Source organism: Leisingera sp. ABM4_060 (genome assembly GCF_056158765.1).
This window is the reverse complement of record NZ_JBSWTX010000002.1, coordinates 305,651-324,022: the sequence shown is the minus strand read 5'-3', so window position 1 is coordinate 324,022 and position 18,372 is coordinate 305,651. Positions and strand designations below refer to the sequence as shown.

Here is an 18,372-nt window from a genome sequence, read left to right as displayed (position 1 = left end):
CCTGCTGCTGGAAGAAAAACCGTTCAGCTGATCTTTTGGCCGCCGGCCACCGCTGCGGAAAACGCTTGGAAGTCCGCGCAAATCCCCCGCGCCGCAGCCTCGAGTAGGCGGGCGCCGTCCTGCGGATTGGCCAGGGCGGAATGCGAGCCGACACGCCCGTCCGGGAACTCTGCCCTGTGTTCCTCGGGCGGGCCGTGCTTGTCTCCGGCATGAGCCTTGATGAACGCCGGACTCAGCTTCTGCGGCGGCTTTACCGCCTCGCCTGCGGGCAGTTCACCCAGCAGCGCCTGGGTAATGGCCACCTCCGACGGGGTGGCGTGCATCCCTTCCCAATCGCCATAGAGTTCCCTGCGCATCGCGTTGACCTCCGCCGGCTCCCACCAGCTGCGGATCGCCACCCGTCCCGGCGCCAATTCCTGTGCCACCCGCTGCAAGGGCGCCGCATTCGCCCCATGGCCGTTCACAACAAAGACGCCAGCGAAGCCCTGCGCCAGCAGACCGCGGAATACTGCGGCGGCATGGGCCTGAAACAGATCCGCCGGCATTGAGACGGTGCCGGGGAAAGCCGTGTTGAACGGCGCCGGCGTATAGGCCAGCACCGGCGCCACAATCGCTCCGCACTGCTTAGCCGCCCGCAGCGCCACCGCCTCGGCGCAGATCGTGTCGGTGCCGATCATGCCCATCGGCCCGTGCTGTTCGGTCGACCCCACCGGCACCATCACCGCCGCGCCCGTCTGCAGGCGCCTCTCCACCTCAAGCCAGGTCATATGGGCAAGCTGCATCACTCTCTCCTGTCATTTCGCCACGCATCGCTTTTCCTTTGCCTGCGCGCGGCATAGTCTGTGGCAATGGAAGATTCATCACCCGCTGAAATCGAAAAACCCGCGCTCGACCAACTGGTCGGCGCCGCGGTCAAAACCCACAGGATGCTGGCCGGGCTGACTCTGGCTGGGTTGTCGGAACGTGCCGGTGTCTCCACCGCGATGATCTCCAAGATCGAACGCGGTCAGGTTTCGGCCTCGCTTTCCACGCTGGAGGCATTGGCCGCTGCCATCGGCGCGCCGCTGATCAACTTCTTTGCCGGCACTGTAGAGCATTCCGACGTGTCCTTTGTTGCCGCGGGCGAAGGCATGACCGTGCAGCGGCTCGGCAGCGGCTTTGGCCATACCTACAAGATGATTGGCCGGGCCGAAGGCAACCATGTGAGTTTCGAAAGCTTTGCCGTCACTCTGGAACAGCCGCTGAAACCGCGTCCGCTGTACCGCCACCGCGGGCTGGAGTTCATGCATATCACCAGCGGCGAGATGGTGTTCCAATGCGGCGATGCCACCTATGAGATGAAGCCCGGCGACAGCATCAGCTTTGATTCCAGCAACGCCCATGGCCCGGTGGAGCTGAAAACCGAACGGGTGAGTTTCATCACCATGGTCACCAAACCCGACCCCAGCGAGGCCTGACGCAGCCGGGATCGGCTGCGCCAAGGCGGCTTACAGCCCCCATTTCTCGCGGTTGGCCTCAAAGAACCCGGTGGCTTTCTTCACCTTCACCCAGTTGTTCACGTAGTTGATCCAGACCTGATCATCCTGCGGCAGCAGCATCGCAATCGGCGAGGGCGCACGCGGGCCGGCGCCCGGAACCCGGGTCACCGGGAATTTCTCCTCCAGAGTGGAACCTTCGATGTTGGAGGTGATGAAGACATCGGCGCGGCCCGCCAGCACTTCCTGAAACCCGCGCGCGGGCGCTTCGACCACCTTGATGTCGGCATCCGGGAACCATTCGCGCGCCAGCTTCTCAAACGTGGTGCCCAAAGTCGTCGCTACCTTCACCCCCGGCTGGTTGATCGTGTCATAGCCAGAGAAATTCCCCGCCTTGTCCTTGGTGGTGAACGGAAAGATCTCCACCGCGATATAGCTGTCGGAGAAGCCTGCAACCTTCATACGCGGCGGCGAGATCGAGGCCGAGCCGGTGAGATGATACTTGCCCGCAACCACGCCGTTGACCAGGGTTTTCCAATCGGTCGGGACAAACTCCACCTCGACGCCCAGGTCCTTGGCCAGTTCCGCCATGATGTCGATGTCATATCCCTTGTAGCTGTTGGTCGCCGGATCGCGCAGCGTCATCGGGTTCCAGTCGCCCGTGGTGCCAACCTTCAAAACCCCGGTATCCAGGATTTCGTGCAGGGCTGACTGCGCCTGCGCAGCCCCCGCCAGCGCCACAGTCACCGCCGCGGCTGCCACCGCCTTCAGAATACGTTTCATCAATACCTCCCGTTGGTGCGTCTTTGGCTGCCCTGTAAAAGAAGCAGATTTGATGCTTGATTTAACGGCAGAGCGGCAGCTAATCTCAAGAAAAATTTTTCTTGGGAAGAAAAATATGCCAGGGATCCTCCAGCCAGACCCCGCATTTGCCATCGAACTTGACGGTGTCAACAAGTGGTATGACACGTTTCATGTGCTGAAGGACATCAGCCTGACGGTGCGGGCTGGTGAAAAGGTTGTGATCTGCGGGCCCTCCGGTTCCGGCAAATCCACCGTGGTGCGCTGCATCAACCGGCTGGAAGAGCATCAGAAGGGAACGATCCGCGTCGACGGGATTGAGCTGACCAACGATCCGCAGTCGGTGGCCGCGATCCGCTCCGAAGTTGGCATGGTGTTTCAGCAGTTCAACCTGTTCCCGCATCTGACCGTGCTGGAGAACCTGACGCTGGGCCCCATCAAGGCCCGCGGCATGTCCAAGGCGGAGGCCGAGGCAAAGGCGATGCATTATCTGGAACGCGTCCACATCCCGGACCAGGCGCATAAACGCCCCAGCCAGCTGTCGGGCGGCCAGCAGCAGCGTGTGGCGATTGCGCGCTCGCTTTGCATGGAGCCCAAGGTTCTGCTGTTTGACGAGCCGACCTCGGCGCTGGATCCGGAAATGATCTCCGAAGTCTTGGATGTGATGGCCGAACTGGCGGTGGAAGGCATGACCATGATGGTGGTCACCCACGAGATGGGATTTGCCCGCAAGGTGGCCGACCAGATGGTGTTCATGGATGCCGGCGAGATTGTCGAACAGGGCCCGCCCGAGGAATTTTTCGGCTCCCCCCGCTCGCCGCGCTGCCAGAAATTCCTGTCGCAGATCCTGCAGCACTGACCGGAAGGATCCCCAAATGAAAAAGACCCTGATCCTTCTGCTGCCCCTGCTGGCGCTTGCAGGCTGCTCCAGTTCCTCGACCTGGGGCTGGTATGTCATTAATCCGATGACCCCCAGCGGCTGGGTGAACGTGAAATTCCTGATTTCCGGCATGGGCGACACCATCCTGATCTCGGTGATCGCCGCCGCGATCTCCATCGGCCTTGGGCTGATCGTCGCCCTGCCCGGCCTTGCCAAAAGCCGCGGCTGGCGAATGGTGAACCGCATCTATGTGGAGTTCATCCGCTCGATCCCGCTGCTGCCGATGCTGTTCTGGGTGTTCTACGGGTTGCCGATCATCTTCCGCGAAATGGGGATGAACGTGCCGATCGACCCGTTCTGGGGCGCCATCATCACCCTGGCCCTGTCAGACAGTGCCTTCACCGCTGAAATCTACCGCGCCGGTATCCAGTCGATAGCCAAGGGCCAGACCGAGGCCGCCCAGACCATCGGCCTCAACTACCTGCAGACGATGCGCTACGTGATCCTGCCGCAGGCGATCCGCCGCATCCTGCCGCCGCTGGCAAACCAGTTCATCTATATCGTCAAGATGAGCGCCTTTGCCTCCGTCATCGGCATGCAGGAGCTGACCCGGCGCGCCAATGAGCTGGTCGTCAGCGAATACCGCCCGCTGGAAATCTACACCCTGCTGATCCTGGAATACCTGGTGCTGGTTCTGATCATCAGCGCCGGCGTGCGCTGGCTGGAACGCCGCATGGGATCGGACGAAAGAGGCTGAGGAGAGACACATGGACTGGAAAACTTTCATGGCCGAGACCGAGGCCAATATCGGCACCTTCTCGAAAGAAGTCCCCGACACCGTGCGCGGCTTCGGCATCATGGGCCAGGCCGCCAAGAAGGACGGTGCGCTGAGCGAGAAGACCAAGGAATTCATGGCGCTCGGCATCGCCATCGCCACCCGCTGCGACAGTTGCATCGGCTTTCACGTGCGCGCGCTGGTGCGGCTGGGGGCCACGCGGGAGGAACTGTGCGAGGCACTGGCGATGGCCACCTACATGGGCGGCGGGCCGTCTTATGCCTACAGCGCCAAGGCGCTGAAAGCCTTTGATGTGTTCTCAGAGGGGCAGCCATGAGACCGGATCTGACCGGCGCCGAAGGCTATGTGCAGAACTGCTGGTATGTGGCAGGCCGCAGCGAGGACTTCGGGCGCGAGCTGACCGCGCTCACCATGCTGGAAGAGCAGATCGTGATCTACCGCGACACCAAAGGTGCTGCGATTGCGCTGGAGGACGCCTGCCCGCACCGCAAGCTGCCCCTGTCGCGCGGCACCATCGAGGGCGACCACGTGGTCTGCGGCTACCATGGCCTGACCTTTGACTGCAGCGGCGAATGCGTGATTGCCCCCACCCAGCTCGACAACCCGCCGCGCCGCGCTGCGGTGCATTCCTACCCGGCCGAGGACCGCTGGGGTTTCCTGTGGCTGTGGATGGGCGAGCCGGAAGCAGCCGACCGCGGCCGGATCATCGACATCCCCAATTTCGACAATCCAGACTGGGGCAAAACGCAAAAGGGCGCGATGGAGATGGCCTGCCACTATCTCTACATCACTGACAACCTCTTGGACCCCAGTCACGTGGCCTGGGTGCATCTGACCTCATTCGCCGGGGCCGGCACCGACAACCGGCCACTGGACCTGGAAGAAACAGAGGACGGCGTCATCGTCTCCCGCTGGGTGCTGGATGAGGCGCCGCCACCCTATTACAAACCGATGCTGCCCTTCGGCCCCAATTGCGACCGCAAACAGCATTACGAATGCCGCCTGCCCGCCACCGCCATCAACATGTCGGTCTATGCGCCCCAAGGCGAAGGCGGCAAGGACAAGCCGCTGTCGCCCGATGCCTTCGTCAACATCTCCTACAATTTCATCACCCCGGTGGACGCCGGGCATTCACGCTATTTCTGGTTCCAGCACCGCAACATGCATGCCGCCGACGAGGCGATGTCCCAGCGCATGTTCGAAGGCGCCATCATGGCCTTTACCGAGGACAAGGATGTGCTGGAATTCGTCCAGACCGGCATGGCGAAACGTAAGAGCCCCTATATCAACCTCGGGCTGGACGCAGGCGCGATGCGCTTCCGCACCCGCGTCGCCCGGCAGATAAAGTCTGAGGCCAGCTGACAGCGGTGCCGTTTCCCTGCAAGGGAAACGGCCATGAAAAATCGATTTTTCATGGCTGAAATCCGCGCCGGATTTCAGCTGGCGAGCCGCCCGCCAGGTCCCTGCCCCACCGCCTGTGCAGGGCTGTCGAACACCGCCCGGATGCAATCGTGCTGCGCCAGGATCTCCGCCCCGCCGGGCACTAGATGCGGGTCGAACACGCCGTCTTTCCAGACCGCTGCGCCATCCACCTCAATCGTCGGGTCCAGCACGTTCAGCGAAATCTCCCCCGGCGCGTAGTTCCCGCAGGTGTGGAAATGCATCAGCCGCGGATTGCCAAAGGCACCGCCGCTCCAGCGTTCGTAATTCTCTGCCGCTGCCGTGCCATAAGCACAGCCCGGATGAATGCCCGCGTGCCAGGAATGCATGGTCATCGGGTCCAACCCGAATAGCTGCCCCACGCGTGCGTAATGCATCCGGGCGCAATGCACATCCATCCCGTGGCCCTCGAACCTCTCCAGCACGCCGCCGCGAAAATGCACCGTCAGCGGTTCGCGCAAGTCACACCCGTAAGGCTCATAGAACTTCGACCCGGTGCCCACCAGAAACCCGTCCTGCATCACCACACCGGAAAACCCCTGCGCCGGCACCGGTGCAAAGACGGACATCGGAAACCGGGTTACAGAGACATCCGCGGCGCCGGATTTGGGATAAGCCGCCCCCGGCCCGCTGAAATCGGTGCCCAGCGGACAGGTCACCCGAATATGCTGCGCCGAAGCCATCAGCGCGTTGACCGCATCCTTCAGCGCCACAAACCCCTGGTAGTTCGCGCGGCCAAAGCCGGAGGCCAGCATTCCCGCATCCAGCGCATAAGACATGATCGGGCGGATCCCCTGCATATCCTTGCTGAACCGGATCTGATCACCGCTGCGCGACAGGAACAGCACCCTGTCTGCGGCCTTCATCCGCGCCACTAGTTCAGCCGGCAGGGCCGTCCCCATGGGATCAAACGGCAGCACCTCAGACGCAACCCCGATCCCCAGCGCCTGGGCCGTGTCCTGCACCGCCTCCGCAATGGCGGCATCGTAATAACCGTTTGCAGGATCCTCCCGCAGGATCAGCAGCTGATTGCCGGCCGCCAGCCCGGCGCAGGCCACAAGCAGGTTTTCCGCGCCTGCGCGCAAATCCGCATCCTGCATCCCGCAATCCTCTCTCCTGATCTTCACGCGGATGTTATCCGCAGCGGCCCCTCCCGATCCAGACAAATTTCACTGCAGTAGAATTTTCTACTGTCATTCCGGTCACCCCTTCCCCTATCCTGCCACCGGAAACCGCGGAGGAAGATGATGAGCGCATGGATTGAGATGATCCCGGACGAGAAGGCCGAGGGCCGGCTCAAGGAACTGCTGGACAAGGCGCGCACGCCCCATGGCACCGTCGACACCGTGATGCGGGTGCATTCGCTGCGCCCCGAAACCATGAATGGCCATGTCACCCTCTACCGGTCGGTGCTGCACTCGGACGACAATCAACTGCCATTCTGGTTCCTGGAGGTGATCGCCAGCTACACCTCGATCCTGAACGACTGCACCTACTCGCTGACCCATCATTTCATGAACGTGCGCAACCTGCTGAAGGACCAGCCCCGCAGCGACCGGATCTTCACCGCGCTGAAAGCCCACCGGCCCGAGGATGAGTTCGCGGGCAAGGAACTGGCCCTGCTGCGCTATGCCGGCAAGCTGACGACCGATGTGGGCAAGATGGTGAAATCCGACTTTGAGGCGCTGAAAATCGCCGGCTGCGAAGATGGCGAGATCCTGGAGGTGAACCAGGTCTGCGCCTATTTCAACTATTCCAACCGCTTGCTGAACGGCCTTGGCGCCACGACGGAGAACGACGTGATCGGCTACTACAAGGGCGATGAATAACCGTTAGCGCCGCGCCGGTTCCAGATCGGCGCGGAACGGCGCCAGGCTCTCCACAAAAGCATCCAGGAAATCCAGCGCCAGCAGCGACCGGCTGCCTGACACCGGCCGCAGGATCGACAGCCGGTGGTGGATAGCCGGGCTCAAACGGCACAATCGCAATGTTCTGGCCGCGGAACTGCTCTGCGTCCAGGGCGCTGACGACCGAGGCCCCCTGCCCCTGGCTGATGATGATGCAGGCGGTGGAGAACTGCCGCACCTCTATCCAGCTGTTCAATTCCACCCCGGATTCGGAAAACGCCTTGTGCAGCCTGCGAAAAAACGGGCTGTCGCGGCGGGTGTGGATGATCTTGCGGTCCCGCAGATCGTACGGCGTGATAACATCCTGTTCTGCCAGCGGGTCATTCTGCGGCAGAACGCAGACACTGCGGACGGGGATGTCGATATTCTCCACCGCCGGATGCGAGGCGAAACCGTCGGTGATGCCGCAGTCATACTGCTCGCCGATGATCCATTCCAAAATCCGCTCCGGCCGGTCCGGCTCCAGCGTCAGCCGCACGCCGGGGCGGTGCTCCAGAAACCCGGCCAGCAGTTTGGGCAGCAGCGCCGTTGCAAACCCCGGCAGACAGGCGATGCGCAGATGGCCGGCGGTGCGTTCGGTCAAGTCCCGGTTGAGCTCTTCCAGGTGGTTCAGACTGTCAAACACCCGCCCCACTTCGGACAAGAGATACCGCGCCTCGCTGGTGGGAATCAGCAGCCCGTCCTTGCGGGTAAACAGCTCCACCGCCACCGTTTTTGAAAAATCGGACAACAGCCGGCTGGCCGCGGGCTGGGAAATCCCCAGGCTTTCGGCGGCCCGGGTGACAGAACCTGTGCGGGCAACAGCCTGAAAGGCCTCAAGCTGGCGGAGTTTGAATTTCAAGGGGTTAGCCGTTCATGGAAGGTTGTAATCACGGTACGGCATAACATCATATTATGAATTTTGTCAAAAAACTTTTGCTTGAATTATCTTTTCGCCCGGACAAAAGGTATCGGCAGAGCCAACTTTGGGAGAGAAGCTCATGTCCGTTAAATCCTTGCTCTGCGCCTCGGCTGTTCTGGCCGTTGCTGGCAGCACCGCATTTGCAGAAACCGAAATTCAGTGGTGGCACGCCATGGGCGGCACCAACGGCGAACGCGTCAACAAGATCGCCGAAGACTTCAACGCCACCCAGGACGAGTATAAAATCGTGCCCGTCTACAAGGGCAACTACACCGAGACCATGACCGCGGCGATTGCCGCCTTCCGGGCCAAGGAACACCCGCAGATTGTGCAGGTGTTCGAGGTCGGCACCGCCACCATGATGTCCGCCAAAGGCGCCATCTACCCGGTGGAGAAGCTGATGAAGGACGCAGGCGAACCGTTTGACGGCGACGCCTTCCTGCCTGCGGTGGTGTCCTACTATGAGACGCCCGAAGGCGAACTTCTGTCGATGCCCTTCAACAGCTCCACCCCGGTGCTGTGGTACAACAAAGACGCGCTGGACGCGGCCGGCGCCGCGGTTCCCACTACCTGGGACGAAGTCAAAACCGCCTCGCAGAAGCTGGTGGATAACGGCATGAAATGCGGCGTGTCCTTTGGCTGGCAGTCCTGGGTGATGATCGAGAATTTCTCAGCCTGGCACAACCTGCCCACCGGCACCCAGGAAAACGGCTTTGCCGGGTTCGACACCGAGCTGACCTTCAACAACGCCAGCGTGGCAGCGCGCCTGGATGACGTTGCCTCCATGGGCAAGGACGGGTTGTTCGTCTACGGCGGCCGCCGCGGCGACAGCCTGCCGATGTTCACCAACGGCGAATGCGGCATGTGGATGAACTCCTCGGCCTATTACGGCTCGATCTCCTCGCAGGCCCAGTTCGAATTCGGCCAGTCCATGCTGCCCCTGGACACCAAGGTCGCCGACGCTCCGCAAAACTCGATCATCGGCGGCGCCACCCTGTGGGTGCTCGCAGGCCATGACGAGGCGGAATACAAAGGCACCGCCAAGTTCCTGACCTATCTGTCCTCGCCCGAGGTTCAGTCCTGGTGGCACCAGGAGACCGGTTATGTGCCGATCACCACGGCTGCGTATGAGCTGTCCAAGGAGCAGGGTTTCTATGAAAGCAACCCGGGCACCGACACCGCGATCAAGCAGCTGAGCCTGAACACGCCCACCGCCAACAGCCGCGGGTTGCGCTATGGCAACTTCGTTCAGGTCCGCGACGTGATCAACGAAGAGCTGGAAGCCCTGTGGGGCGGCGAGAAATCCGCACAGGAGGCGCTGGACGCTGCGGTTGAACGCGGCAACGACCTGCTGCGCAAGTTCGAGCGCACCGCCAACCCCTCCTAACCGATCCTGACGACCCGGCCCTGCCGCCCTTTCCCCGGGCGGCGGGGCCGCTTTTCTGACTGGGGCCTTTCATGCTCAAACGGGTGCATTTCCCAACCTCGGCGCTGCCATACCTCCTGGTCGCGCCGCAGATCCTCATCACGCTGGTGTTTTTCATCTGGCCCGCCAGCCAGGCGATGTATCAGTCCTTCCTGATCGAAGACGCCTTTGGCCTTGGCACAGAATTTGTCTGGTTCGAGAATTTCGAGGTGCTGGCCAGTGACCACCACTATCTCGCCAGTTTCCAGCGCACCGCGGTGTTCTCTCTGCTGGTTGCGGCGCTGTCGATGGGTTTTGCCCTGATCCTCGCAGGCTTTGCCCAGCGGGTGGTGCGCGGCGCCATGTTCTACCGCACCATGCTGATCTGGCCCTATGCGGTGGCCCCGGTGCTGGCCGGCGCGCTGTGGGTGTTCATGTTCAACCCGACCCTTGGCATCTTCCCCTATTTCCTGGAATTCGCAGGCATCACCTGGAACCACTACTTGAACGGCACCCAGGCGATGGCACTGGTGATCCTCGCCGCCGCGTGGAAGCAGGTGGCCTATAACTTCCTGTTCTACCTTGCCGCCATGCAGTCGATCCCCAATTCCGTGATCGAGGCCGCCGCCATCGACGGCGCAGGCCCGGCGCGCAGGTTCTGGACCATCATCTTCCCGCTGATCTCGCCCACCACGTTTTTCCTGCTGATCATCAACATGGTCTACGCCTTCTTCGAGACCTTCGGCATCATCCATGCCGTCACCCAGGGCGGTCCCGGCACCTCTACCACCATTCTGGTCTACAAGGTGTTCAACGACGGCTTTGTCGGCCTCGACCTTGGCGGCTCTGCTGCGCAGTCAGTGGTGCTGATGGTGCTGGTCATCGCCATGACCGTGGTCCAGTTCCGCTTTGTTGAAAGAAAGGTGGCATACTGATGGTCGAACACCGCCCCCTCACCGCTTTCCTCACCCATCTGGTGCTGGTGCTTGGCGTTCTGGCCATTGCGCTGCCGGTCTGGATCACCTTTGTCGCCTCCACCCATGACGAGCTGCGTATGAACCAGGCGCCGCTGCCGCTCTGGCCCGGCGAGTATTTCCTGGCGAACATGAAGCAGACCCTGTTCGGCTCCGGCCTCAGCGGCACCGAGCAGGCGCCGGTATGGCTGATGCTGCTGAATTCCCTGGCAATGGCGCTGATGATCTCCACCGGCAAGATCGCCATTTCGCTCTTGTCGGCCTTTGCCATCGTCTATTTCAAGTTCCCATTCCGCATGGGCTTCTTTTGGATGATCTTCATCACCCTGATGCTGCCGGTCGAAGTGCGGATCCTGCCCACGTTCGAGGTTGTCGCCAATCTCGGAATGCTGAACAGCTACTGGGGCCTGTCGATCCCGCTGATCGCCTCGGCCACCGCGACCTTCATGTTCCGCCAGGTGTTCCTGACGGTGCCGGATGAGCTGTTGGAAAGTGCCCGCATCGACGGTGCCGGGCCGCTCAGGTTCTTCTTTGACATCCTGCTGCCCTTGTCGCGTACCAATATCGCGGCGCTGTTTGTGATCCTGTTTATCTTCGGCTGGAACCAGTATCTCTGGCCGCTCTTGATCACCACCGACACCTCGATGACCACCATCGTGATGTCGATCAAGCAGATGCTGGAGGCGGCCGAGCAAAGCCCGCAATGGAACATCATCATGACCACGGCCCTTCTGGCGATGATCCCGCCGGTGTTTGTGGTCATCGCAATGCAAAAGCTCTTTGTGCAGGGCTTGACGGAAACCGATAAGTAAGGCGCCCCGAAATGGCAGACATTCAACTCACAGACCTGGTGAAATCCTACGGGCCAACCGAGGTGCTCCACCATATCGAAGGCGACATCAAGGACGGCGAGTTCATCGTCATCGTCGGCCCCTCCGGCTGCGGCAAGTCCACCCTCCTGCGCATGGTGGCGGGGCTGGAAAGCGTCACCTCCGGCGAGATCGCCATCGGCGGGCGGCGGGTGAATGAGCTGGAACCCTCGGCGCGCGACATTGCCATGGTGTTCCAGAACTACGCGCTCTATCCGCATATGTCAGTGCGCCAGAACATGGCCTATGGCCTGAAGATCCGCAAACTCCCCAAGGACGAGATCAACCGCCGCGTCGAGGAGGCTGCCGAGATCCTGGAGATCAAACAATACCTCGACCGTAAACCGCGCCAGCTGTCGGGCGGCCAGCGCCAGCGCGTCGCCATGGGCCGCGCCATCGTGCGTGATCCGCAGGTGTTTCTGTTTGACGAGCCGCTCTCCAACCTCGACGCCAAGCTCAGGGTGCAGATGCGCCTGGAGATCCGCAAGCTGCAGCAGCGGCTGGGGGTGACCTCGATCTACGTGACCCACGACCAGGTCGAGGCGATGACCCTGGGCGACCGGCTGATGGTGCTGAATGGCGGCTATGTCGAGCAGTTCGGCACTCCGATCGAACTGTATGACCGCCCCGCTTCGGTGTTTGTGGCCGGTTTCATCGGCAGCCCGGCGACGAATTTCCTGCCGGTGGAAGTCAGCGGCGGCAGCGCCGCCCTGCCGGGCGGCGCTGCGGTCCCGGTTGCCTCGGCCCATGCGGGCACAGCCACCATGGGCCTGCGCCCGGAACACCTGACCGCGGATGATAACGGCCCCATCGCCATCGAGGCCGACATGCTGGAACAGCTGGGTGCCAACACCCTGATCCACGGCCGCCTGCACGGCACGGATCACAGCATCACCGCCAGCGTCCCGGGCCACGCCCATGACGGCATCGGCAGCATCCGCCGCTTCTCGGTGGCGGCAGAGCTGACCCACCTGTTCGACACCGCGTCCGGCAAACGTCTGGAAGACTGATGCATTACCCCCAGATAGCTGCCTTTGCAGGCGAACCTGGCGTCATCCGCCTGGCCGGCCACCGCGGCGCCCGCGGCGTGATGCCGGAAAACACGATGGAAGGGTTCGAGTTCACCGTGAACGCCGGGGTGAAACTGCTGGAGCTGGATGTCACCGCCACCCAGGACGGCGTGGTGGTGATCACCCACAACCACCACCTGACCCGCTCAATGGTGCGCGATGCGGACGGCATGTGGCTGCAAGGCGAAGAACCCAAGGTCTCCGCCCTCACCTACGGCGAGCTGCAGCAATACGATGCCGGCGGGCTGGACAGCTCCAGCGCCTACGGCCAGCGGTTCCCCGATCAGGCCTTCCTCAGCGGCGTGCGGATCCCGCGGCTGGCAGAGCTGCTGGCGCTGCTGCAGCAGCCCGCCCACCGGGACGTCCACCTGTTCCTCGAGATCAAATCCGACCCCGACCTGCAGGCCGACACCGCCGCACGCCAGTCGCTGGTCGAGGCCGTCGTGGCCCAGGTCCGCGCGGCCGACATGCAGCCGCGCACCGTGCTGCACAGTTTCGACTGGGAGCTGCTCGCAGACTGCCAGCGCCTCGCACCGGAAATGCCCGCCTCCTTCCTCACCCAACTGCCAGAGAACGCCGCGGATGTGGGGGAGGACTCCTCCAAGGAGGTGAACCCGGTGGCGGGCTGCAGCGTGCTCGACCTGCCAGCCCGCGTTGCAGCAGCCAAGGGCCAGTTCTGGTGCCCCTATTACCTGGACATCACGGCCGAGGCACTGGCATTGGCCCGCGATCTGGGCCTCATCACCATGGTCTGGACAGTCAACGAGCCCGAGGACATCGAACGGATGATCAGCCTCGGTGTCGATGTGATCTGCTCAGACTACCCCGGGCGGGTGCAGCGCCTGCTGCTGAAACACGGCCTCCACTGGCTGCCCGCAGCCGGGCGCTGACATGCAGACGGTCCACAGCGTCTTTACCCGCTACGAGGAATTGCGCCCCCGCCTGCCGGAAAACCGGACCCGGCCGGGCACCCGGCCCATCGCATCGCTGCTGGACTTGCAGGACCACGCAGACGCCTTTGTCTTTGATGCCTTCGGGGTGCTGAATGTCGGCACCGAGCCAATCCCCGGCGCCGCCAGGCGGCTGGACCAGTTGCGGGCCGCGGGCAAGGCGATCCGCATCCTCTCCAACGCGGCCAGCAACGGCAGGGAGCAAACGCTGGAGAAATTCCGCGCCCTGGGCATGCAGGTCGCGCCCGAAGAGATCATCACCAGCCGCGACGCCGCCCTGCGCGCACTGGACAACCGCCTGTGGGGGGTGATCGCCGCCCCGGACGACGGGCTGGAGGACATCCCCTCCCCTGCCCTGCGGCTGGACCGGGATGCTGCCGCCTATGCCCGTGCCGAGGGGTTTCTGTTCCTCTCGAGCGCCGAATGGGATGCGGGCAAACAGGCGATGCTGGCCGCCAGCCTGGCCCAAGAGCCGCGCCGGGTGGTGATTGCCAATGCCGATCTGGCCGCGCCGCGCAGCGATGGCCTGTCGTTGGAGCCCGGTTACTTCGGTCATCAATTGGCGGACAGGGACGAACCGGACGTGCGCTTTTTCGGCAAGCCCTATGCGGATGTCTTCGCTCTGGCGGCCCAGACGCTGGAAGGCATCCCTCCGGGTCGCACCATGATGTGCGGCGACACGCTGCACACCGACATCCTGGGCGCCGCAGCGCGGGGATGGAAGTCGGTTCTGGTCACCCGCGACGGCGTGCTTGCGGGCCAGGACCCGCAAGCCTTCATCACAGCGTCAGGCATCCATCCGGACTATTGTTTAGAACGGATCTGAAGGGGCGCCGGTTTCTTGCAAAGAAACCGGCCATGAAAAATCGATTTTTCATGGCTGAAATCCGCGCCGGATTTCAGCCGCCTCCGCATCAGCCCAAGATACCCGGCAGGTTCAGCCCGTGTTCCCGCGCGCAGTCCTTGGCGATATCATAGCCCGCATCGGCGTGACGCATGACCCCGGTTGCCGGGTCGTTCCACAGCACGCGGCCAATGCGGCGGTCGGCGTCTTCGGTGCCGTCGCAGCAGATCACCACGCCGGAATGCTGCGAGAAGCCCATGCCAACGCCGCCGCCGTGGTGCAGCGACACCCAGGTCGCGCCGGAGGCAGTGTTCAGCAGCGCGTTCAAGAGCGGCCAGTCAGACACGGCATCGGAACCGTCCTGCATCGCCTCGGTTTCACGGTTCGGGGACGCCACCGAGCCCGAGTCCAGATGGTCGCGGCCAATCACCACCGGCGCCGACAATTCGCCATTGCGCACCATCTCGTTGAACGCGAGGCCGGCCTTGTGGCGGTCGCCCAGCCCGATCCAGCAGATCCGCGCGGGCAGGCCCTGGAAGGCGATGCGTTCCTGCGCCATGTCCAGCCAGCGGTGCAGGTGCTCATTCTCCGGGAACAGCTCCTTCATCTTGGCGTCGGTCTTGCGGATATCTTCTGGGTCGCCCGACAGCGCACACCAGCGGAACGGGCCGATGCCCTTGCAGAACAGCGGGCGGATATAAGCCGGCACAAAGCCGGGGAAGTCAAAAGCGTTCTCCAGCCCCTCCTCCAGCGCCATCTGGCGGATGTTGTTGCCGTAATCGACGGTCGGAATGCCCATCGCGTGGAACTGGCACATCGCATCGACCTGCACCTTCATTGAGGCGCGGGCGGCTTTTTCCACCGATTTAGGGTCTGTTTCGCGTTTCTCTTTCCACTGCGCCATGGTCCAGCCCTGTGGCAGGTAACCGTTGACCGGGTCATGCGCCGAGGTCTGGTCGGTGACGATATCCGGCTTCACGCCGCCCGCCTTGGCGCGCTCCACCAGTTCCGCGAATACATCCGCCGCATTGCCCAGAAGGCCCACAGATTTCGCCTCGCCCGCAGCGGTCCAGCGCTCGATCATCTCCAGCGCTTCGTCCAGGGTTTCGGCCTTTTCATCCAGGTATTTGGTGCGCAGGCGGAAGTCGATCGAGTCCGGATTGCACTCCACCGCCAGGCAGCAGGCCCCGGCAAAGACAGCCGCCAAGGGCTGGGCGCCGCCCATGCCGCCGAGGCCGCCGGTCAGGATCCATTTGCCCTTGAGGCTGCCGCCGTAATGCTGGCGGCCGGCCTCGGCAAAGGTCTCATAGGTGCCCTGCACGATGCCTTGGGTGCCGATATAGATCCACGAACCGGCCGTCATCTGGCCGTACATCATCAAGCCCTTCTTATCGAGCTCGTTGAAGTGGTCCCAATTGGCCCAATGGGGCACCAGGTTGGAGTTGGCGATCAGCACGCGGGGCGCGTCCTTGTGGGTCTGGAACACGCCGACCGGCTTGCCCGACTGCACCATCAAAGTCTGGTCGTCGTCCAGGTTCTTCAGATTTTCGACGATCAGGTCGAAGTCCTTCCAGGTCCGCGCCGCCCGGCCGATGCCGCCGTAAACCACCAGCTCATGCGGGTTTTCGGCGACGTCGGGATGCAGGTTGTTCATCATCATCCGCATCGGCGCCTCGGTGACCCAATGCTTGGCGGTGATTTCCGGGCCGGTGGGCGGAAAGATGTCGCGGGTGTTCTTGCGGGGATCGCTCATGCCGAGGGCCTCCAGTTTTTGAGATCAGTCAGAATGTTGGTGAGATGGGTGCGCAGTGTGTCCGCGCGCTCCGGCAGATAGGTCCAGGGCGGGCTTTCCTGGCAGTAGGTCGCCTGCGCCAGCTCCATCTGGATCGCGTGATAGCCGTCCGCAGGGCGCCCGTAGTGGCGGGTGGTCCAGCCGCCCTTGAAGCGCCCGTTGAGGGTGGAGGTATAGCCCTCCGCCGCCTCGCAATGGGCCACGGTCAGCGCCTCGATTGCGGGGTCGCAAGTTGTGCCCAGATTGGTGCCGGTATTGAAATCCGGCAGGCGGCCCTCGAAAAGGAATGGGATATCACCGCGGATCGAGTGGCAATCATACAGAATGGCAAAGCCATGGATCGCCTTCACCCGCTCCAGTTCCGCCGCCAGCGCCGCGTGATACGGCGCGTGGTAGGCGTCGCGGCGGCGGGTGATTTCCGCCTCATCCGGCTCCTTGCCGTCCTGCCAGATCCCCTGCCCGTCAAAGTCGGTCAGCGGCACCAGCGTAGTCGTGTTTTGTCCAGGATAGAGACTGATTCCGCTAGGGTCGCGGTTCACGTCGATCACATAGCGATGGATCGGCGTGCGGACGGTTGTGATCTCCTCTGCCAGCCCGGAATACAGGTCATGGATATGCCAGTCTGTATCGGCTAGTGCCCGTCCGGTCTCGTTCAAGCACTCCCATACCTCTGGCGGCACATCGGTGCCGGTATGGGGCAGCCCCAGCACCAGCGGCGAGGCGCCTTGGGTGACTTCGATCATGCGGTGACCTCCACGCCTGCCGCCGCCGCCACACGGCCCGCGCGGACCATGGCGCTGGCAGCCTCGATGTCGGGCGCCAGATAGCGGTCCTCTGCCAGCGAGGGGATATATTCGCGCAGCATGGCCAGCACGTCCTGCAGCCGGGCCGAAGTTTGCAGCGGCGCGCGCGCCTCCACCCCTTGCGCGGCACAAAGCATCTCGACGCCGAGGATCACCGACAGGTTGGCGTTCATCTTGGTCAGCCGCAGCGCACCATGGGCCGCCATCGACACATGGTCCTCCTGGTTGGCCGACGTCGGCGTCGAGTTGGTCACGCAGGGGTTGGCCAGATGCTTGTTCTCGCTCATCAGCGCCGCGGTGGTGACCTCGGCGATCATGAAACCGGAGTTCAGGCCCGGATCGGGTGTCAGGAAGGGCGGCAGATCGTGGCTCAGCGTCGGATCCACCATCAAGGCCACCCGGCGCTGCGCAATGGCGCCGATTTCGGCCACGGCCAGGGCGATCTGATCAGCCGCGAAGCCCACGTATTCGGCATGGAAGTTGCCGCCCGAGACGATGCGCCCTTCATTCACCAGCACCAGCGGGTTGTCGGTGACGGCATTGGCTTCGATCTCCAGTGTCTTGGCAGCCATCCGCAGAACGTCCAGCGCGGCACCCACCACCTGCGGCTGGCAACGGATGCAATAGGGATCCTGCACCCGGGTGTCGCCCTCGCGGTGGCTTTCGCGGATCTCGGAGCCGTCCATGATGGCGCGCATCTGCTGCGCCACGTCGATCTGTCCGGCATGGCCGCGCAAGCTGTGAATGTCGGCAACCAGCGGCGCGGTGGAGCCCATGATGGCGTCGGTGGTCAGCGCTGCAATGGTCATCGAGGCCTCAGCCATGCGCCAGGCGTCAAACAGCCCGGCCAGAGCGCAGGCGGTCGAAAACTGAGTGCCGTTGATCAGCCCCAGGCCCTCCTTGGGACCCAGCACAATAGGCTCTAACCCGGCCTTTTTCAGCGCTTGGGCACTGGACATGCGGGTGCCCTCAAATGTGGCCTCCCCTGCCCCGATCATCGCCGCCGCCATATGCGCCAGCGGCGCCAGGTCGCCGGAGGCACCAACCGAGCCCTGCGACGGGATCACCGGGATCACCCCATGCGCCAGCATCTTCTCGATCTGGTCGATCACCAGCCAGCGCACGCCCGAAGCCCCCCGGCCCATCGACAACAGCTTCAGCGTCATCATCAGCCGGGTCTTGTCTTCCGGCAGTGCTTCGCCCACGCCGCAGCAGTGCGACAGGATCAGGTTGCGCTGCAGGGTGGCGGTGTCTTCCGGCGCGATCTTGGTCGAGGCCAGCTTGCCGAAACCGGTGTTGATGCCATAGACGGCGTCCTCACCCGCAGCGGCCTCTGCCACCATCCGGGCCGCAGCTTCCACCGGCTCACGCGCCGAGGCGTCCAGTTTGGCCGGGGTCAGGTTGCGGTAGATATCTTCCAGCGTGGCCAGGGTTACTGTGCCCGGAACCATCTGAATCATCTCGG

The 18,372-nt window shown here is 63.1% G+C and carries 18 protein-coding genes and 1 pseudogene; 12 read left to right on the top strand and 7 right to left on the bottom strand.

Going from position 1 to position 18,372, the window contains the following annotated elements; all coding sequences use genetic code 11:
- Nucleotides 1-23: 23 nt before the first annotated feature.
- On the bottom strand, nucleotides 24-782 hold the full coding sequence (locus ACXAEH_RS22010) for a creatininase family protein (protein WP_475036140.1): 759 nt from the start codon (nucleotides 780-782) through the stop codon (nucleotides 24-26).
- A gap of 66 nt (nucleotides 783-848) precedes the next feature.
- On the opposite strand from ACXAEH_RS22010, the gene ACXAEH_RS22005 reads away from it, so the two are divergent.
- Nucleotides 849-1,457, top strand: coding sequence for a helix-turn-helix domain-containing protein (locus ACXAEH_RS22005; protein WP_475036139.1), 609 nt, complete (start codon nucleotides 849-851; stop codon nucleotides 1,455-1,457).
- A gap of 30 nt (nucleotides 1,458-1,487) precedes the next feature.
- Here ACXAEH_RS22005 and ACXAEH_RS22000 read toward each other — a convergent pair whose 3' ends face one another.
- On the bottom strand, nucleotides 1,488-2,258 hold the full coding sequence (locus ACXAEH_RS22000) for a transporter substrate-binding domain-containing protein (RefSeq protein WP_475036137.1): 771 nt from the start codon (nucleotides 2,256-2,258) through the stop codon (nucleotides 1,488-1,490).
- 115 nt (nucleotides 2,259-2,373) lie between these two features.
- Between ACXAEH_RS22000 and ACXAEH_RS21995 the strand changes: the two genes are divergently transcribed.
- The 4 genes from ACXAEH_RS21995 to ACXAEH_RS21980 are packed head-to-tail and all read left to right on the top strand — an operon-like array spanning nucleotide 2,374 to nucleotide 5,314.
- Nucleotides 2,374-3,135, top strand: coding sequence for an amino acid ABC transporter ATP-binding protein (locus ACXAEH_RS21995; RefSeq protein WP_475036136.1), 762 nt, complete (start codon nucleotides 2,374-2,376; stop codon nucleotides 3,133-3,135).
- 16 nt (nucleotides 3,136-3,151) lie between these two features.
- Nucleotides 3,152-3,913: an amino acid ABC transporter permease gene (locus ACXAEH_RS21990; RefSeq protein WP_475036135.1), complete on the top strand. Its 762-nt coding sequence runs from the start codon at nucleotides 3,152-3,154 to the stop codon at nucleotides 3,911-3,913.
- Between the two features lie 10 nt (nucleotides 3,914-3,923).
- Nucleotides 3,924-4,268 carry a carboxymuconolactone decarboxylase family protein gene (locus tag ACXAEH_RS21985; protein WP_475036133.1) on the top strand — a complete coding sequence of 115 codons (345 nt, stop codon included), beginning with the start codon at nucleotides 3,924-3,926 and terminating at the stop codon, nucleotides 4,266-4,268.
- On the top strand, nucleotides 4,265-5,314 hold the full coding sequence (locus ACXAEH_RS21980; RefSeq protein ID WP_475036131.1) for an aromatic ring-hydroxylating dioxygenase subunit alpha: 1,050 nt from the start codon (nucleotides 4,265-4,267) through the stop codon (nucleotides 5,312-5,314). Before ACXAEH_RS21985 ends, ACXAEH_RS21980 begins: the two co-directional genes overlap by 4 nt.
- Before the next feature lie 74 nt (nucleotides 5,315-5,388).
- On the opposite strand, the gene ACXAEH_RS21975 is transcribed toward ACXAEH_RS21980, so the two are convergent.
- The gene (locus tag ACXAEH_RS21975) at nucleotides 5,389-6,492 is read right to left on the bottom strand and encodes a hypothetical protein (RefSeq protein ID WP_475036130.1); all 1,104 of its coding nucleotides are present in this window, start codon (nucleotides 6,490-6,492) and stop codon (nucleotides 5,389-5,391) included.
- A gap of 147 nt (nucleotides 6,493-6,639) precedes the next feature.
- Here ACXAEH_RS21975 and ACXAEH_RS21970 point away from each other — a divergent pair, with 147 nt between their 5' ends.
- On the top strand, nucleotides 6,640-7,221 hold the full coding sequence (locus tag ACXAEH_RS21970) for a carboxymuconolactone decarboxylase family protein (protein ID WP_475036129.1): 582 nt from the start codon (nucleotides 6,640-6,642) through the stop codon (nucleotides 7,219-7,221).
- 3 nt (nucleotides 7,222-7,224) lie between these two features.
- On the opposite strand, the pseudogene ACXAEH_RS21965 reads toward ACXAEH_RS21970, so the two are convergent.
- Nucleotides 7,225-8,140, bottom strand: a pseudogene (locus tag ACXAEH_RS21965) (LysR substrate-binding domain-containing protein).
- 139 nt (nucleotides 8,141-8,279) lie between these two features.
- On the opposite strand from ACXAEH_RS21965, the gene ugpB reads away from it, so the two are divergent.
- The 6 genes from ugpB to ACXAEH_RS21935 all read left to right on the top strand — a co-directional run bounded on the left by ugpB (nucleotide 8,280) and on the right by ACXAEH_RS21935 (nucleotide 14,294).
- Entirely contained in the window at nucleotides 8,280-9,587 is a 1,308-nt protein-coding gene (gene ugpB / locus ACXAEH_RS21960; protein WP_475036127.1) for a sn-glycerol-3-phosphate ABC transporter substrate-binding protein UgpB, read from the top strand.
- A 71-nt stretch (nucleotides 9,588-9,658) separates the two neighbouring features.
- Nucleotides 9,659-10,540 carry a sn-glycerol-3-phosphate ABC transporter permease UgpA gene (ugpA, locus tag ACXAEH_RS21955; RefSeq protein ID WP_475036125.1) on the top strand — a complete coding sequence of 294 codons (882 nt, stop codon included), beginning with the start codon at nucleotides 9,659-9,661 and terminating at the stop codon, nucleotides 10,538-10,540.
- Complete coding sequence (ugpE, locus tag ACXAEH_RS21950; RefSeq protein ID WP_475036123.1) at nucleotides 10,540-11,391, top strand: sn-glycerol-3-phosphate ABC transporter permease UgpE; 852 nt, start codon at nucleotides 10,540-10,542, stop codon at nucleotides 11,389-11,391. Before ugpA ends, ugpE begins: the two co-directional genes overlap by 1 nt.
- An 11-nt stretch (nucleotides 11,392-11,402) precedes the next feature.
- Nucleotides 11,403-12,458: a sn-glycerol-3-phosphate import ATP-binding protein UgpC gene (locus ACXAEH_RS21945; protein WP_475036122.1), complete on the top strand. Its 1,056-nt coding sequence runs from the start codon at nucleotides 11,403-11,405 to the stop codon at nucleotides 12,456-12,458.
- A complete protein-coding gene (locus ACXAEH_RS21940; protein ID WP_475036120.1) occupies nucleotides 12,458-13,408 on the top strand; it encodes a glycerophosphodiester phosphodiesterase family protein in 951 nt (316 codons plus the stop codon). Before ACXAEH_RS21945 ends, ACXAEH_RS21940 begins: the two co-directional genes overlap by 1 nt.
- A gap of 1 nt (nucleotide 13,409) precedes the next feature.
- Entirely contained in the window at nucleotides 13,410-14,294 is an 885-nt protein-coding gene (locus tag ACXAEH_RS21935; protein WP_475036118.1) for an HAD-IIA family hydrolase, read from the top strand.
- Between the two features lie 88 nt (nucleotides 14,295-14,382).
- Here the strand turns inward: ACXAEH_RS21935 and hutU are convergent, their stop codons facing one another.
- Genes hutU through hutH form a run of 3 tightly spaced genes read right to left on the bottom strand, consistent with a single transcriptional unit; the run spans nucleotide 14,383 to nucleotide 18,367 of the window.
- Entirely contained in the window at nucleotides 14,383-16,065 is a 1,683-nt protein-coding gene (gene hutU, locus ACXAEH_RS21930) for a urocanate hydratase (RefSeq protein WP_475036117.1), read from the bottom strand.
- Complete coding sequence (gene hutG, locus ACXAEH_RS21925) at nucleotides 16,062-16,847, bottom strand: N-formylglutamate deformylase (RefSeq protein ID WP_475036116.1); 786 nt, start codon at nucleotides 16,845-16,847, stop codon at nucleotides 16,062-16,064. The genes hutU and hutG overlap by 4 nt, the downstream gene beginning before the upstream one ends.
- Nucleotides 16,844-18,367 carry a histidine ammonia-lyase gene (gene hutH / locus ACXAEH_RS21920; protein WP_475036146.1) on the bottom strand — a complete coding sequence of 508 codons (1,524 nt, stop codon included), beginning with the start codon at nucleotides 18,365-18,367 and terminating at the stop codon, nucleotides 16,844-16,846. The genes hutG and hutH overlap by 4 nt, the downstream gene beginning before the upstream one ends.
- Between the last annotated feature and the right edge of the window lie 5 nt (nucleotides 18,368-18,372).